Source organism: Halomicrobium urmianum (assembly GCF_020217425.1).
Lineage (GTDB): Archaea > Halobacteriota > Halobacteria > Halobacteriales > Haloarculaceae > Halomicrobium > Halomicrobium urmianum.
The window spans coordinates 2134705-2149893 of sequence record NZ_CP084090.1; the positions used below are offsets into that span (position 1 = coordinate 2134705).

The following is a 15189-nucleotide window of genomic DNA, read 5'->3' on the forward strand; positions in this document are numbered from 1 at the left end:
CGAGGACACCTCCCGAAGTAACAATTCAGACCGCCAGGAACTGGGTGACCAGGTACTTCGTGGCGACGGCGGTGAGTGCGCCGATCCACGACAGCAGGACGAAGTGCATGTAGGTGTTGGCCTTGTGGCCGCCGTCGGTCGTCCGGATCATCAGAGCGGAGAGCATCGCGCCGAACATGATGATGACGACCAGCAGGAACTCGATGAGGGGGATGTCGTAGACCTCGGTGTGGATCAGCGAGCCGGCGTCGAAACCGGGGTTGTTGCTCGTGTTGAGGTCCAGCGACAGCGACGAGAGGATGTTGACGACCTGAAGGCCGATGAAGAAGGCGAAGGTGGAGGCGGCGGTGATGCCGTACAGGAGGCCGATCAGCGTCGTGGTGGCCTGGTTGCGCTGCTGGCGCAGCTGTAGCACCTCGTTCATGTTCTCGGCGACCAGCTCGCCGAGTTGCTTCGGCGACCCCCCCATCTCGCGGCCGACCAGGTACATCTCGGAGAAGGTCTGGATGAGGTACGAGCGGCAGTCGGCCGTGAAGTAGTGCCAGGCCTCCGCCGGCTCGATGCGCATGTTCAGCCGCTTGTAGAGGTCGTCGATGTTCGGGGTCAGCGGCCCGAAGTCCTTCTTCCGGAGGGTGCGCAACACCATGGAGGTGGTCGACTGCTTCGCGCCCTCGGTAGCGCCGAGGGCGCGGATGAAGCTGGGGAACTCCTCGTCGCGGGCCTTGATCAGTTTCTCCTGCCGGCGGAGGACGATGCCGGGGAGCAGCAGTGGCGTGATCGGCGTCGCGGCGTAGAACGCCAGCGGGACGCCGTCGAGGAAGAAGTAGACGTCGTTCAGCGTCACGGGCGAGAGGCCGAGCATCCCCCCGAAGGAGACGAACAGGAGCAGGCCGGCGAGGCCGACGCCGACGTAGGTGGCGCGGTCGACGCGCCGCTCGACGTCGGAGGGGTACTCCTCCGGGTGGAACCAGACGGGGTCGTACGGCGCCATCGACCGGATGGCCAGGTAGAACCCCGACTGGACGAAGACGTACATGACGATGACCGCGCTGACGGTCATGGTAGGGTCGGTCCCGGTCAGGACGGGCAGGACCGTCGCGAACACCAGCGCGAACGTCATCGAGAGGATCATCGACAGGTAGAGGTCCTTCATGACCTCCAGGTTGTCCAGCGTGCCCTGGTAGACGGTCTTGTAGTTCTGGATGATCTGCTGTTGCTCGCTGACGAGGTAGTCCTCGAGCGACTGCCCGGCGCCGAGCGTGTAGGCCAGCCGGTCGAGGAAGTCGGAGACGGCGTCGCTGGGGACCGCCTTGGCGCGGCGGCGGCAGGCGTCGTCGAGGCTCTGGTTCCACGTGTCGACCAGTTCGACGATCCGGCGCATCTCGTTGGCGAGTTCGCCGTACTCCTCTTCCTCCGCCAGCGTGCGGAACACCTCCATGCGGTCGATCTTCGTCGTCGCCAGCACCGTCATGTGGGTCACGAGCAGGTGAAAGCGATCGTTGAGCTGCTGGCGGCGCTGGCTGACGAGGATCTTCGGGTAGAAGACTGCCGCGAGCAGCGCAAGCAGGCCGAGCATGGGGACCGGCACCGTGACCGCCGTCGGCAGGTCCAGCACGACGACCGCCGCGATCGACAGCACGAAGAAGGCCCCCGAGGGGAGCAGGATGAAGAGGACGTACCGCTCCAGCGGGATGTGCATCCGCTGGTAGGCCTCGACGAGCGACTCGACGAACTCCGAGGCGGTCAGGTTCAGGCGGTTCTCGGCGTCGTTCGAGGCCATCAGTCGGGCCGGGAGATGGTGAAGGGGACCCCCTCGATGCCGTCGCGCTGGAAGTTCTGGATGAACTCGTTGACCTCGTGGTAGCCCGTGATGTTCTCCTGGATCGCGCGCCGGATGATGTCGGCCCGGTACTCGAGGTCGTTGTAGATGTCGCGCGTGTCCTCGTACCCGAGCAGCGTCGCGATCTGCTCCTCGAGGACGTAGGAGTTGTTCATGCCCTGGAAGACGATCTCGTCCTCGACGGGGTCCCAGTAGAAGGCCTGGCGGGTGACGACCCCGTCCATCTCCTTGGAGTAGCCCTCGATCTCCTGGACCGACGTCACGCGACGCAGGACCCGGTCGCCCTGCTTGACGCGGTTCTGGAACAGCGCGACGTCTGCGTTGTCCATGAACGTCTCGGGGACGTTGATCGGGTCCCCGGTGAACCGCTGGATCATCGAGACGATGTCGCTGGCGTGGAACGTCAGCATGACCGGGTGACCGGTCTGGGCCGCCTGGAAGGCCATCCGACCCTCCTCGCCACGGACCTCACCCACGATGATGTAGTCCGGACGGGAACGGAGGGCGGCCGCCACGAGGTCGAACATGTCGACGCTCGTGCCTTCGTCCTCGCCCTCGCGGGTGAGCAGTTGCTGCCAGGTGTTGTGCGGCGGCAGCACCTCTGCGGTGTCCTCGGCGGTGTATATCTTCGAGTCCCGCGGGATGAACGAGGTGATGGCGTTCAGCGTCGTCGTCTTCCCCGACGCGGTCTCCCCGACGACGAACACCGTCTGCTCGTTCTCCAGGCACAGCCAGAGGTAGGCCGCCAGTTCGGGGCTGAGCGTGCCCCACTTGGTGATCTGGAAGATCGACAGGGGGACCTCGTCGCCCTGGCGGATGGTCAGGGAGGGGCCCTTGACGGAGATGTCGTCGGAGTAGATCAGGTTCAGACGCGACCCGTCCGGCAGCGTCGAGTCGACGATGGGGTCGGAGTCGGAGACTGGGTCGCCGATCCGCTCGCCCATGTTGCGCAGCCACTGGTCGAAGGCCTGCTCGCTGGGCCACTCGACGGTGGTCTCGAGCATGCCGTAGACCGAGTGGTCGACGTGGCACTCGTCGCGGCCGATGACGTGGATGTCCTCGTTGGCCGGGTCGCGCATCACCGGCTCCAGCGGTCCGAGGCCGACGATGTCGCGGTTGAGCCGGTAAAGGATGTTCTCGTAGGTGCTCTCGGTGACCTCGACCCTGCCGACGCTGCCCATGTTGGCCAGCCGGGTCAGCACGCCCCGGTCCGCGTCGCGATCGCGGACCCGGGTGGACTCCTGGAGGAGCTCCTCGATGCGGTCGTCGTACTCGGTCTCGCTCTGGGGTGCGGGCTTGTTGACCGACTTCTGCAGGAGCTTGTCGCGGACCTTCCCGAAGACGACCTGTTCCTCCTGATCCAGGTCGGGCTCGATGGCGTAGTAGCGCATGTCCTGGCCCACATCGCCGTAGACGTGACAGAAGATGGGGCCGCCGACCGGGTAGAGGACGTTCGGCCGTTCGGACTCGTAGTCGTCCTTGGCCTCCTCGATGAAGGTGGGGAACTCCCCGGTGATCTGCTTGAACTTCTTGAGGTGGTCCCGCAGGTGGGGACGCCGGGCGGCCACCTGCCGCAGTTCGTCCGACGGTCTGGGTCGTCCGTGCTCGGTCATGGTTACGCGACGCTCCTGGACTCGATGACGACGCCGGTGCCCGACCGCACCGAGTACCCGATGGTGTCACCGACCTGTTCGCCCATGCCCGCGAACCGCTTGACGGCGATCTGGCGGCGGACGTCGTTGCCGACCTCGATCATCTCGAGCTCGAGGAACACGTCGGCGATCGACCGGAAGGGACCGATCGCCTCCTCGTCCAGCGTCGAGGGGTCGACGGTCAACATCACGCACTTCCCCTGGGCGATGATGTCCCGGAAGAAGGAGATGATCTCCAGGGCGGCCTGGCGCTCCTCGTTCTGCCGGACCAGCGCCTCGAACTTGGGGTCGTTCCGGAGGATCGAGTCGAACGTGTCGATGACGATCACGTCCGCGTCCCACATCACCTCCGCCTCCATGAGCCGCTTGAGCAGCTGCTTGCGGTCGCTCTCCTCCTCGCCCCCGGAGAAGGTGTTCCCGTCGCCGATGTCGGCGTGCAGGAACAGCATGTTCTCGTCGAGGAGGTGATCGACCGCGTCGTAGGACAGCGAGTGCATCTGGTCGAGGAAGCTCCCGACGGTGAGCTCCGTCGACAGCATCGTCACGTCGTGGCCCTCCTCGCAGAGGCCGTAGGAGAACCGCTGGCTCATCACCGACTTGCCGGCCCCGTAGTCGCCCTCGACGAGGATGATGCTCCCGGGCGGGATGCCCCCGCCGAGTTCGGCGTTCAGTCGGTCGTGGTCCTCCATCCCGAGCGAGAAGAGGTCCTGCGATGCGAGGCTCATGTGCGGAACTCGAACACCTCCTCGTCGCCGTTCACGACGATCTTGACGCGGTGGTCGCCCGATCCGAGCGTCGCCGATATCTCGAGCTGCACGACCTCGCCCGGCCCCCAGGAGTCGGCGCCGCCCAGCAGCGTCGGGGTGACGGCCGTCGTGTACCGCCCGTCGACGAACACGTCGATCAGGTCGGGGCCGAGCCGCTCGGAGCCGGTGTTCTTCACGTGCAGCGTGACGTTCCCGTTGCCGTCGCTGTCGTAGACTGCGTCGCTGCCCGCGTCCGAGATGATCTCGACGTCGCTGCGGACCTCGGAGCTGACGTCCAGTCCCTGGTCGCTGATCGCGTTGCTGAGCCGGTTGACCGAGTCCGTGAACACGCCGACGACGCTGGCCGCGACGACCATGCTCGCGATGAAGATGATGAGGTGCGAGACGGAGGCGCTGGCCATCTAGCTCACCACCTCGGTCCGTGCCGTCTCGGCCACGCCGGGCCCGGTGACGAGCTTCACGCGGCCCGGATCACTGTCGAGCGACGCGACCGTGATCGTCAGCCGCTCCTGGGGGAGCCACAGGTCGGTGTCGTCGTCGCCGCCGACCTCGGTGACGTACCCCGAGAGGTACGTGTTGTCCGCCAGCAGGTCGACGTCGCCGACGGTCAGTTCTGCCGCGCCGGTGTTGTTGGCGCGGACGGTCAGCTCGCCGGCCGTACTGTTCCACTCGGCGATGGTCAACTCGACCGCGGTGTTCTGGGCGACGAGCGTTCGGTCCGTGCGCTCGTCCTGGGCCTCGTGGACGTTCTCGAACCCGTTGGCCGTCGCGGTGTAGAACATCCCGAAGGCGACGAACAGCCCGACGAAGACGATCGCCGCGGAGCCGCTAACGCTGAAGCCCATCGGAACCACCTCCGACGAGCTTCGAGAGCGCGACCGCCTCGCCGCCGCCGTCGAGCTGGCTGACGTATCGCAGGCTCTGCGTGTGGTGGTCGATAGTCAGTCCGCCCGACCCGCCCTCGACGTCGTCGAACCCGCGCAGGACGTCCTGGAGCTGGTCGGCGACGGCCTCGTCGATCCAGTCGATGGTCTCGTAGTAGTCGACGGCGCGCGCGGCCTCGCGGTAGCCGGCCTGCTCGACGAGGTACTCGAGCCACTCGGCGACGATCAGGTCGCCGGCGAACCCGTCGGGCAGCTCTGCGAGGTAGGGTTTGCCGTCGTCGTCCTCGGTCGCTCCGTCCGCCTCGCCGGCCTCCGCGGTCGCGGGCTCCGGTTCGGGTGCCGGTTCTGGCTGGGGCTCGGGGTCCGCGTCGGCCACGGGGTCCGGTTCGGGCTCCGCCGCGGGCTCCGGATTCACACCCGAGCCCGCGTCGTCCTCCTCGATGACCTCGTCGAACAGGTCGTCGTCCGCGAGGTCGTCCATCTCGCCGTCCTCCTCGTCGCCGCCGTCGAAGTCCTCGTCGAACGTCCCGTCCGAGTCGAGGCCGTCGTCGCCCTCGCCGTCCTCCTCCTCCTCGGCCCACTCGGCGTCCCCGGACTCGTACTCGTCTTTCAGCTCCTGGAAGGACTTGCCGCTCTCGTCGTCGTCGCCGTCGCCGCCCTCCAGGTCGTCGCCGAACGGGTCGTCACCGCCGTCGTCGAACCCGTCGTCGAAGGGGTCGCCGCCGTCGTCCTCCTCGACGAGGTCGTCGTCGAAGAAGCCCTCGGCGTCGGCGCTGGCGATGTCCTCGTCGATCTCCTCGTCGTCCTCCTCTTCGCCGTCGCCGTCGAACAGGCCGAACGAGCTGTCCTGGCCCATCCCGCCGCCCATACCGGCGTCGATGTCGTCGGCGAAGGGGTTGACCCCGCGCGTGACCATCTCGTAGATGTCCAGCAGCTTCCGGACGTTCTCCTCGACCTCCTCGACGGACTCGCTGATCTGTTCGTTCTCCGTGCGCACGGTGCTGACCGTCGAGGACAGCGATCCGACCTCGTTCTCCAGCTCGTCGAGGCGGTGCTCGAGCTCGTCGGTCGCGGCGCCCCCTGCGTCGTCCATGTCGCCGAACCCGTCGTCGCCGAACCCGTCGTCATCGAGGCCACCGAGGTCGCCGTCGTCCATCCCGCCCAGTCCACCGAGGTCGTCTCCGCCGTCCTCTTCGGCCATCAGACCGCCGCCGTCGGCCAGCTCTTCGCTGCCGCCACCGCCCTCCTCGTCGTCCGGGAGGATGGAGTCGAAGACGTTCCTGATGCTCATCCCGGCCGCGCCGCTCGCGAGCAGCACGGCGAGCGGGATTCCCCCGTCTGGGAGCGTTACCTGCGCAGTCGGGACGAGCCCGATACCACTCATTGGCAGGGTAGTTGCCATTCACACTCTTGAAGATTCTGGCTATGATATCGAATGTGATAACAATCCCCCGGTTTCGGGAATTCAGAGTTGAACCAACCCGACCGGCGCTGTAACGAGGGATGATGCAGTCCGTGAAACGGCTGATATCGAAATTCACTGGAATTCTCCGCCGGGTACTCTCTCTCTCTCTACGGCCATACTGGTGTTCTACCCGGCACGTTTCCCGGGAATCCCCTGCCGTCCGGCCCTCTGTTCTCAATCTCTATAACGTCGTGGCGTCCTGGTCTGCGCTCTTGACCACCAGGTCTCCGGTCGTCCCCTCGAGGCGCAGCGACCGACCGTGCCGGCCGCCGACGTCCTCGGCGACGATCGGGACGCCGTGCTCGCCGAGGGCCTCGCGGACGGCGTCGACGTTCCGGGTCCCGATCGAGGAACCGTCGCCCGAGAGGTCGAGCATGTCGCTGCCGCCGGCGATCTTGGCCTCGACGCCGTCGGGGTCGGCGCCCGCATCGGCCATCGCCTCCAGCAGGACCGCGACGCCGGTGTCGGCGAACTTCGCGTGGGCCCCCTCGCCCTCCGCCGCGGCGGGCAACATCACGTGGACCAGCCCGGCCACGCCGGCCGTCGGATCGTACAGCGCGACGCCCACGCACGACCCCAGCCCGCTGGTCGTCAGAACGGCCCCGTCGGTCGCGACCTCGTACTCGGCGATGCCGACCTTCCGCCGCTCGGGCGTCGGTTCGACGCTCTCGTCGGCCGAACTCCCGTCGTAGACCTTCATGTCAGAACAGTGCGTCCGCGTCGGCCTCGGTCTGGTCGGCTCGCTCGACGTCCAGCGCCTCCAGCGCCTCGCGGAGCCCGCGCCCGTCCGGGAGCGCGTGGATCTCGCTGGCGAACTCCACGTCGTCGGTCCGCATCGTCGCGTCGACGACGAAGGCGTGCTCCCGGTTCCGTCCGACCTGAGCGGCCAGCGGATCGACGATGGCCTGGCCCATGTCGTGGACGAGCTCCGGCGGGCTGTGGTCGATGGTCGTCTGCAACACGTTCGCCCAGCCGTCGACGAACCCGCTGGTGACGACGTTGCCCAGCTCCTCGATGGCCGCCCTGTGCCGGTCGGTCACGCCTTCGCCGTCGGGCGCGGTCGGCATCAGCGCTTCGGCGACAGTCAGCGCCGAGGCCTCGTCGAACAGCACCAGCAGGAAGCCACTGGGCGTGCCCGACAGTTCCACGACAGTGCCCACGTAGGTGTCCGACCCGATCCGCCGGGGGACGTCCTCGACGGGCGCGAAGCTGATCCCGGTCACCTCGGCCTCCGTGGGGATGCCGGTCATCATCTCGACGTTGTCCGCCGCCGTGGCCGTCCCCGCCCGGGTCATCTCGTTGAACACCTCCAGCTTGTCGACCGGGACGGCCTCGCTCTCGCCGTCTCCGATGTCGGTCATCAGGTCGGTCAGCGCGCCCTGCTCCGGGAGCACGTAGATGTAGAAGTTCACCGGCTGGCCGACCCACTCAATCTCCGAGGCGAACACGAAGACCTGCTCACGTGTCGCTCTCTGCGGTCGCTCCCGTTCGCGTTTCCGAGGATCTCCGCTGCGCTCAGATCCTCGCTGCTCGCGTGTCGCCTCACTTCGTTCGGAGTCCCGCTGCTCCCGCTCGCTGCCCGTCGGGTCCGGGAGGACGGCCGGCCCGTCGGCCGCGACGTACTCGGGCGGGCTGTGTTCGATGGTCGTCTCGAGGTAGTCGGCCCAGCCGTCGACGAACCCGCTCATCATGACGTTTCCGAGCTCCTCGACGCAGCTCTGCACCATGGCCGGGGTCGCCGCTCCGGGGAGCATCTCGCCCGCGACGGTCTCGGCTGAGTCGGCGTCGAACGCCAGGACCGCGTCGCCCTCGAGCCCGCCGGTGAGGTCGAACCTGACGCCGACTGCCTCCGTGCCGCGCAGTTCCCCGCCGACGTCTCCCCGGTTCATCAGCGTGATCCGAGTGACGTCGACGGCTGCGTCGATCCCGGTCAACTGCGACAGCGACGCCGTGGCCGCCTCGCTGCCCTCGCGGGCCAGCCGATTGACCGTCCCGAACGACTGGACGTCGACGCGCATCTACGAGGGGACGACGTCCTCGATGGCTTCTATGACGCTGGGCTTCTGGAAGGGCTTGGTGATGTAGCCGTCCGCGCCGGCCTTGACCGCCTCCTTCATCTTCTCCTCCTGGCCGACGCTCGTACACATGATGACGTTCGCGTCGGGGTCGGCGCTCTTGATCTCGTCGGTCGCCTCGATGCCGTCCCTGATGGGCATCACGATGTCCATCATCACGAGGTCGGGCCGCTCCTCGTCGTAGACCTCGACGGCCTCGACCCCGTTCTCGACCTCTCCCACGATGGTGTGATCCTCCTCCAGGATCTCGCGCAGGAGGTTGCGCATGAACTCCGAGTCGTCCGCGATCAGTACGTCCGGCATTCTTGCCGGATAGGTCTCGGGAACTCCCAGTTAAATCCTCGCTCGAAATTATCGCCTGTGATACCGCCGAGGGGCCGTTTTCTCCCGGTTTCGGCCCGTCAGAGGGCCGGCAGCAGCGCCTCGAACGCTCGCGCGAGTCCGACGGCCGCCGGCCCGTACTGGACGTACTCGACGCCCGCCAGCAGGTAGAAGGCGGTCGTCGCCCCCGCAGTCGTGCCGACGGCTGCGGCGACGACGCGGTGGCTCACCCGACCGGGGCGGATGGTCCGACCCGCGACGACGGCGCCCGCCAGCGCGGCCGCGCCCAGACCGACCAGCGCGTGGAACTGGAACGCCTCGCCGACGGCCGCGTCGAGCGCAGTCAGCGTTCCGGCCAGCAGCGCGCCGCCGCCCAGCACCGCCAGCCCGTACGCGACCACTGCGACGCGGGTCCGAGCCGATACGGCGGCGGCCACCGGCGGCAGGCGAGCGACCAGGTAGACGCCCAAGGGCATCACCGGCAGCACGTACCGGGCGGTGATCTGGCTGAACAGTGGCAGCCGCGAGGCGTAGATCACGAGGAACGTGCCGAGCCACGCGACCGCCAGGAGGTCCGTCTGCGCCGCCGGCGACAGTCGCCGGACGCTCGACACCGCCGACTTGACCGCTCCGGTCCGTCCCGATCGCAACGCTCCCATCCGTCGTCGGAGCCTCCGCGCCGCGACGACCGGTGCCGCCAGCAGCGCGCCCAGCAGCGGGGCCGCCTCCAGCACGGCCAGTTCGACCGCTTCGTGTCCGTTCTCGGCGTACCGGAGGCCCGGGATTCGGCCGCTCCGGACGAGGACGTGCCAGAGCCACTCCCCCTTCTGGATGGCCGCCACTCCCTCCGCGACCGTCGTCCACACGAAGCCCGCGATGTACAGCATCTCGTCGGTGACGACCGACGGGGGTTCGAAGTCGACGCCGTCGAGTAGACCGCCGCCGGTGGATCCGCCGTCGGTCGATCCGCCGCTACCGCCGTCCCCGCCATCTGTCCCACCACTGCCCGTGGAATCGCCGTCCCCGCCAGGGCCGGCCCCGTCGGAGGCGTCGCTTCCCGACCCCTCCCCGCCCATCGGGTCGCCGGTCCCGCCCGCGTCGCCGGACCCTCCCTCTGTCGTCGGGACGAGGCCGTCCTCGCCGACGCTGGGCGTGAGTTCGACGTCGCCCACGCCGACGCCCGGCAGCAGCCGCGGAGGCCTGATCGGGTTCCCGCTGATCAGGACGTTGGTCACGAGCACGGGCAACAGTCCGAGGGTCAGCCCGACGACACTGGTCGCAAGCCGCCGTCGCGTGGCCCGTTCGGTCAGCCGGTCGACCGCGGCGAGGCCGACGAACAGGAAGAACCCCTCGAAGGCGTGGACCCACGCGACGAGTCCGGTGGCGCAGTAGGCACCGGCCAGCGCCAGGTCGCCCCGCCGGCCGTCGGCCCGCCGGCTCGTCGCGAAGCACAGCAGGCCGGCGAAGAGCAGCGCCGTGACGACGACGTGCCGCTTGGGAATCGTCGCCCAGAACGCGACCGGGCTGGCCAGCGCCGTCGCGACCCCTGCCGCGACGGCCAGCCGCCGCCCCGTCGGTACCAGGATCCGGTACGTGAACAGCCCGACGCCGGCCGCCGCGAACAGGCTGGTCCCCTGCAGCGCCACCAGCGGGAGCAGTTCTCGCTCGACGGGTGCCCCCACCGCGACGTGGACTGCGAACGCGACGAGCCCGAGCGCCGCGCCGCCGGCGCGAACGGACGGGCGTCCGAACGCGTCCCCGAACAGTCGCGCCAGCCAGACCACCGCCAGGCTCCACGCGCCGGCCAGCAGGAGGCCCGGCTGGGCGACGACTGCCCCCGCCTCCAGCGCGAGCAACAGGGGTAGCGACAGGACGGCCTGGCCGTAGTTGCGCCCGTACAGCGTCCCGTCGACCTCGTGGAGGCCGGGCATCGTCCCCATCGTCAGCGAGTACCGGACCTCGTGGATCGCCAGGTGGCCGTCGCCGACCGCCACCATCGCGTTCGCCACGGTGTAGGTGTCCGTGACGAAGACGCCGACCCGCCAGGTCAGCGCGAGGACGACGGTCAGTCCGAGCCACAGCGCCAGCCCCGCCCGGTCGCCGAAGACGAGACGCCCACCGCGACGCGCCCAGTCGCCGACTGGGGATCGGCGCATCTGTTCCCGGATCGTCGCTGCCGACAGGCCCGGGCCGTCTCTGCCGTCGCTGCCGGATTCGGTCCGCTCGCTCACTGCGCCACCTCCACCGTTACGTTCCGTTCATGGATCGTCTGATGGTCCTCGAAGCTCTGGACGGCCACGGTCACCTGCGCCTCGACCGGGCCGTCAGGCGCGTCCGGCCCGATACCGACGTCGTCGGGCGCCAGTCGAACGGTCCGCTCGTCGCCGGGCTCTATCAACCGCTTGGCCTCGGCGGTGAGATCGAGCGCGGGCACCTCCACTCGGTAGATCAACCGCGGCGTCCCCTCGACGGCGTTCACTGCGACGGTCGCCGCGGGCACCCGGAGGTACCACGTGCCGGTCCCGAATCGGCCGGGGTCGATTCGGAGGTCGTCGGCGGGCAGCGACGCCACCTCGGCGTCGGCCGTCCCGTCGCCCAGCGCCGTCGGCCGGTGGGTCGGCGCGTCGAGCAGCCCCGCCGGACCGCTCGCAGCGAGCGTCGTGAGGACGATCCCGACGACGGCGACTTCGAGTGCCCGCACGGACATGCCCCTACCAAGAGCGATAGGGGCTGATAAAAGGTTCGGGCTACAGGCGCACGCCGTCGTCGTCGCCGACGGCGACCAGCAGGTCCGCGATGGTGTCGTCCGGCGAGAGGTCCGTCGTCCGGACGAGCCGCTTCAGGCTCCCCGGCGGGTACCTGACCGGCACGCTGGACTCGCTCAGCAGGATGCCCAGCACCTCCTCGACTGGCGTCTCGCTGTCGACCTGCCGCGCGTACCACAGCAGCAGGCTCTCGAAGACGGTGACGATGTCGTTCGAGACCAACTGCTGCTGGCTGACCGATCCGTCGAACTTCGCCGTCACGTCGAAGCCGTACCGCGAGTTGTTCTCCGCGAACCGCTGCTCTAACCACTCGTGGACCGACGCGTCGGTCAGCTCCGGCGTCGGGTCGGGCTCCCGCTCCGGCGTCGGGTCGGGCTCCCGCTCCAGCGTCGGGTCCGGATCGGGAGTCCGCGCTCGCTGCCGACCCGTGTCGGTCCTGACGTCCGGCGAGACCACGTAGCGCCCGTCGTCGATCTCCGTGACGTGCTCGTCGTCGGCGATGTCGAGCTCCTCGGGGGAGAGGATCTTGCCCTCCTCGGGGTTGACGTCGTCGGGCCCCGGATCCATGCCAACCACTGTATCGACCAGCCGTATAACTCCGTCGGCGGTTGCGCGAGTGAAGCGGGGTAGAACACGGAGGGCGAACAGCGTGAGTCGACCGGAGGTCAGTGTTGTGGCTGGGGCGTGGAGAAAGCGAAAATGGAGGTGACGCGTAGTTTAGAGGTTGGTCGCGCTGGTGCCGCTCAGTGATTCGGGCACCACGAGCCGTTCGGTAGTCGCTGTACCGGACGACGTAGTAATTCTCAGAGTCGCGGTTTCACCCTCTTCAAGATATCCTGGCGCACCACCGGTGGCATCGTCTCCAAGGTTAATTATCATATCGATGCGATCGTCGGGACTGTTGATGACAGGCGACGAGTCATCGTTGTCCTTGAACGGCTGGGTACTGAAGGTACCGTCAGCGCTGTCAGGGACCGATCCGTCGTCGCTATAAACTAGATTGTATGTCTCGGAGCTGTCGACCCACTGCACCGTTACCTCCTCGAGGTCGATGTCGTCTGCACCGGGTGCCTTGGTCGTTGTCAGTGCGACGCGCCCAATCTCGTTGTCGGCGGAGAGATCCGTCTTCTCGCCAGTCGACGAGAGAACCTGCAACCTATTCGTCACCTGCTCCTGACTCTCCTGGCCGGTCTGTTCCGCCGAGCTCTGGAGGAACCCGGCCGTGTTGATCAGCACGCCCGCGGCGATCGCCGCGACCAGGACCATCGCGATGAACACGATGAGGGTCCCGATCCCGACCTGACCGCGGTCGTCGTCGTTCGTGAGTTGCTCGATCATGGTTGTGTCCCGCCCAGAGTGGCGTTCACTCCGGACTCTACCACCCAAGTGGAAACTAACCAGTAATAAGGATGACCCGCTAAATATCACGGCTGAAAACAGACTCTCGCCGCCGATTCCCCGGGATTCAGCGATGAAAACACGACGCTCGACGGTCGAATCTGGTGGTCTACGACGAGCCGCTCACAGCCGGTTGCGTCGAGTATCGGATTCGATTCCGATCGATGCGGAGTCGTCGGCGCGCCTGCCCGAGGCAGCCGCGGTCGACTGTCGGCTCACTCGTAGGTGACGAGGCTGTACATCACCAGCAGGAACCCGCAGGTCGTCAGCACGCTGTTGACCAGCAGGAGCGACTTCACGCCGTCGAAGTCAGTGATGAAGGCGCTGATCATCGTCGCGGCCGCCCCGGCGACGGCCAGGGAGAATCCCAGCGACAGGTGCAGCATCGCCCGGCGAGACGTCTGGACGTAGGCCCGCACGGCCATCCCGGCCATCGTCAGGCCGGCGACGACGAACACGAGGGTAGAGGTCGCGTAGAGCAGTTCTATCATCGACACCGGTTGCGGGTTTTCGGTTACTCCTAATAAATCCACGCACGAAAATATCTCTCGTGATAACGGTTCTCGATACCGCGATAGTCGTTTTCACGGACGGAAACGGCCGGCGCGCTTGTCGGTCGGCTCCGGCGGGTCTCAGCCCTCGGAGAGCGTCCGCCAGGCCTCGTCGAGCTTGTTGGTCACTTCCGTCCGCTCCTCGACGTGGACCGACAGCTCGTCCTCGAACTCGACCGTGACCTCCTCGACGTTGCGCCGGTAGACCTTGATGCGGCGCCGGTCGTCGGAGAGGATGTTGTCGTGGAGCTCGAGGAGCCCGTGTTCGGTCAGCTCGTCGATGCGCCGATAGCACGTCGCGATGGGAATCCCGAGCTCGTCGCTGAGTTCCTGAGCCGATGCCGGTTCCTCCGTCGCGTCGAGGATCTCCGCGCTGTATTTGTTCCCCAGCGTCTGCAGGATCTCCGCGGAAGCCATCGGTTATCAAGTGGTTAATTCTGTTTACCATAAAGCTATCGCCTATGATACTGGCCGATATCGGGCTACGTACGGGATGCGTACCAGATGAGATACGCGTTCTGATACCGCCACCGTACTGCGATTTCGAGAGTGATAATTCGATTCGTCCGGCGTAGGCGGTGGTTTCCAGTGGGGGGTTCCGCCGGAGGTATGAGCTGACTGATTGATAGGGAACGGCGAGTCGAGAGCGAACCGATCGCCGGCCTCAGAGCGGCGACTCGTCCTCGCTCATCATCGAGAAGGCGCTGGCGTTCTCGTGGACCTTGATCCCGCCCCAGGAGATCTCCATCGGGTAGATGTCGGTCTCGATGTCCTGCTTGCGCATCTTCGCGACCCAGACGTAGCGGTTCACGCCGGAGTCGGTCGGCGTCTGGATGAGGTAGATGTTGCCGTCGGTGAGGTAGTTCTCCAGCCCGATGTCGGTGTCCGGGAAGACCGCTCCCTGCTCGTTGGTCATCAGGGTCGTCAGCTCGTTCTCCCGGAGGATGTCGGTGAACTTCAGGAGGTAGGTCCGCTTCTCCTTCTCGGTCTCGAAGAACAGCTCGAACATCGCGAGCGAATCGAGCACGAGGCGGTCGTACTCCTCGTCCTCGAGGTCGGAAAGCAGGAGGTCCAGCGACGAGGAGAAGTCGTTCTCGCGCAGGAGTACCTGCTTGTCGTACACCTTGATGTCGCCGTTCTCGACGTACTCCGGCCACTTGTCGAAGCCGATCGACTCCGCGGCCTCGCGGAGGTCCCGCTCGTTCTCCTCGAAGGAGAGGTAGATGCCCTTCTCGTCGAACTGCTCGACGCCGTTGTAGATGTACTGGAGTCCGAGGATCGACTTCCCGGCGCCCGGGTTGCCGCTGACCAGGGTCGTCGAGTTCGTCACGATGCCGCCGTTGAGAATCTCGTCGAGGCCGTCGATACCGGTTTTGGTGAGTTCGATCATCGTAGGGCGTTTCGGTATGGGGTGGCTGTCGAACTGCTGAGTAAAAAAGTCTTGTTCACGGCTCACTATCAGGAATCTCGG

16 protein-coding genes are annotated in these 15189 nt (G+C 66.9%); all 16 read right to left on the minus strand.

All coding sequences use genetic code 11. The annotated features are described in order from the left end of the window. Nucleotides 1-25 precede the first annotated feature (25 nt). Nucleotides 26-1780, minus strand: a complete 1755-nt coding sequence (gene arlJ / locus LCY71_RS10690) for an archaellar assembly protein ArlJ/FlaJ (RefSeq protein WP_225333132.1) — start codon at nt 1778-1780, stop codon at nt 26-28. Further along, nucleotides 1780-3453: an archaellum flagellar ATPase motor FlaI gene (gene flaI / locus LCY71_RS10695; protein WP_225333133.1), complete on the minus strand. Its 1674-nt coding sequence runs from the start codon at nt 3451-3453 to the stop codon at nt 1780-1782. The genes arlJ and flaI overlap by 1 nt, the downstream gene beginning before the upstream one ends. A 2-nt stretch (nt 3454-3455) precedes the next feature. Further along, a complete protein-coding gene (arlH, locus tag LCY71_RS10700; RefSeq protein WP_225333134.1) occupies nt 3456-4217 on the minus strand; it encodes an archaellum protein ArlH in 762 nt (253 codons plus the stop codon). Next, on the minus strand, nt 4214-4660 hold the full coding sequence (arlG, locus tag LCY71_RS10705) for an archaellum stator protein ArlG (protein ID WP_225333135.1): 447 nt from the start codon (nt 4658-4660) through the stop codon (nt 4214-4216). Before arlG ends, arlH begins: the two co-directional genes overlap by 4 nt. Then, nucleotides 4661-5104 (minus strand): archaellum stator protein ArlF, encoded by a 444-nt coding sequence (arlF, locus tag LCY71_RS10710; protein ID WP_225333136.1) that lies wholly within the window; start codon nt 5102-5104, stop codon nt 4661-4663. It abuts the gene before it with no gap. Then, nucleotides 5088-6527: a FlaD/FlaE family flagellar protein gene (locus LCY71_RS10715; protein ID WP_225333137.1), complete on the minus strand. Its 1440-nt coding sequence runs from the start codon at nt 6525-6527 to the stop codon at nt 5088-5090. Before LCY71_RS10715 ends, arlF begins: the two co-directional genes overlap by 17 nt. 262 nt (nt 6528-6789) lie before the next feature. Next, entirely contained in the window at nt 6790-7308 is a 519-nt protein-coding gene (locus LCY71_RS10720) for a chemotaxis protein CheD (RefSeq protein ID WP_225333138.1), read from the minus strand. A gap of 1 nt (nt 7309) precedes the next feature. Beyond that, complete coding sequence (locus LCY71_RS10725) at nt 7310-8626, minus strand: chemotaxis protein CheC (RefSeq protein ID WP_225333139.1); 1317 nt, start codon at nt 8624-8626, stop codon at nt 7310-7312. Continuing rightward, nucleotides 8627-8986 carry a chemotaxis protein CheY gene (cheY, locus tag LCY71_RS10730; RefSeq protein WP_225333140.1) on the minus strand — a complete coding sequence of 120 codons (360 nt, stop codon included), beginning with the start codon at nt 8984-8986 and terminating at the stop codon, nt 8627-8629. A 98-nt stretch (nt 8987-9084) separates the two neighbouring features. Then, complete coding sequence (locus tag LCY71_RS10735) at nt 9085-11235, minus strand: hypothetical protein (protein ID WP_225333141.1); 2151 nt, start codon at nt 11233-11235, stop codon at nt 9085-9087. Further along, complete coding sequence (locus tag LCY71_RS10740; RefSeq protein ID WP_225333142.1) at nt 11232-11711, minus strand: hypothetical protein; 480 nt, start codon at nt 11709-11711, stop codon at nt 11232-11234. The genes LCY71_RS10735 and LCY71_RS10740 overlap by 4 nt, the downstream gene beginning before the upstream one ends. A gap of 40 nt (nt 11712-11751) precedes the next feature. Continuing rightward, nucleotides 11752-12336: a DUF7500 family protein gene (locus LCY71_RS10745; protein ID WP_225333143.1), complete on the minus strand. Its 585-nt coding sequence runs from the start codon at nt 12334-12336 to the stop codon at nt 11752-11754. A 150-nt stretch (nt 12337-12486) separates the two neighbouring features. Continuing rightward, nucleotides 12487-13107 (minus strand): flagellin, encoded by a 621-nt coding sequence (locus tag LCY71_RS10750; RefSeq protein ID WP_225333144.1) that lies wholly within the window; start codon nt 13105-13107, stop codon nt 12487-12489. A gap of 275 nt (nt 13108-13382) precedes the next feature. Continuing rightward, nucleotides 13383-13658, minus strand: a complete 276-nt coding sequence (locus LCY71_RS10755; protein WP_225333145.1) for a DUF7521 family protein — start codon at nt 13656-13658, stop codon at nt 13383-13385. 141 nt (nt 13659-13799) lie between these two features. Beyond that, entirely contained in the window at nt 13800-14135 is a 336-nt protein-coding gene (locus LCY71_RS10760) for an ArsR/SmtB family transcription factor (protein ID WP_225333146.1), read from the minus strand. Nucleotides 14136-14382: 247 nt separating this feature from the next. Next, nucleotides 14383-15108, minus strand: a complete 726-nt coding sequence (locus LCY71_RS10765) for an RAD55 family ATPase (RefSeq protein WP_225333147.1) — start codon at nt 15106-15108, stop codon at nt 14383-14385. Nucleotides 15109-15189 lie beyond the last annotated feature (81 nt).

Excerpts from the sequence above, each read along its gene's own strand:
- LCY71_RS10755 (WP_225333145.1), bottom strand. The coding sequence starts at position 13,658 with ATGATAGAACTGCTCTACGCGACCTCTACCCTCGTGTTCGTCGTCGCC.
- LCY71_RS10725 (WP_225333139.1), bottom strand. The coding sequence starts at position 8,626 with ATGCGCGTCGACGTCCAGTCGTTCGGGACGGTCAATCGGCTGGCCCGC.
- arlF (WP_225333136.1), bottom strand. The coding sequence starts at position 5,104 with ATGGGCTTCAGCGTTAGCGGCTCCGCGGCGATCGTCTTCGTCGGGCTG.
- LCY71_RS10750 (WP_225333144.1), bottom strand. The coding sequence starts at position 13,107 with ATGATCGAGCAACTCACGAACGACGACGACCGCGGTCAGGTCGGGATC.
- LCY71_RS10745 (WP_225333143.1), bottom strand. The coding sequence starts at position 12,336 with ATGGATCCGGGGCCCGACGACGTCAACCCCGAGGAGGGCAAGATCCTC.
- flaI (WP_225333133.1), bottom strand. The coding sequence starts at position 3,453 with ATGACCGAGCACGGACGACCCAGACCGTCGGACGAACTGCGGCAGGTG.
- LCY71_RS10715 (WP_225333137.1), bottom strand. The coding sequence starts at position 6,527 with ATGAGTGGTATCGGGCTCGTCCCGACTGCGCAGGTAACGCTCCCAGAC.
- LCY71_RS10760 (WP_225333146.1), bottom strand. The coding sequence starts at position 14,135 with ATGGCTTCCGCGGAGATCCTGCAGACGCTGGGGAACAAATACAGCGCG.
- arlG (WP_225333135.1), bottom strand. The coding sequence starts at position 4,660 with ATGGCCAGCGCCTCCGTCTCGCACCTCATCATCTTCATCGCGAGCATG.
- LCY71_RS10765 (WP_225333147.1), bottom strand. The coding sequence starts at position 15,108 with ATGATCGAACTCACCAAAACCGGTATCGACGGCCTCGACGAGATTCTC.
- arlJ (WP_225333132.1), bottom strand. The coding sequence starts at position 1,780 with ATGGCCTCGAACGACGCCGAGAACCGCCTGAACCTGACCGCCTCGGAG.
- LCY71_RS10740 (WP_225333142.1), bottom strand. The coding sequence starts at position 11,711 with ATGTCCGTGCGGGCACTCGAAGTCGCCGTCGTCGGGATCGTCCTCACG.
- cheY (WP_225333140.1), bottom strand. The coding sequence starts at position 8,986 with ATGCCGGACGTACTGATCGCGGACGACTCGGAGTTCATGCGCAACCTC.
- arlH (WP_225333134.1), bottom strand. The coding sequence starts at position 4,217 with ATGAGCCTCGCATCGCAGGACCTCTTCTCGCTCGGGATGGAGGACCAC.
- LCY71_RS10720 (WP_225333138.1), bottom strand. The coding sequence starts at position 7,308 with ATGAAGGTCTACGACGGGAGTTCGGCCGACGAGAGCGTCGAACCGACG.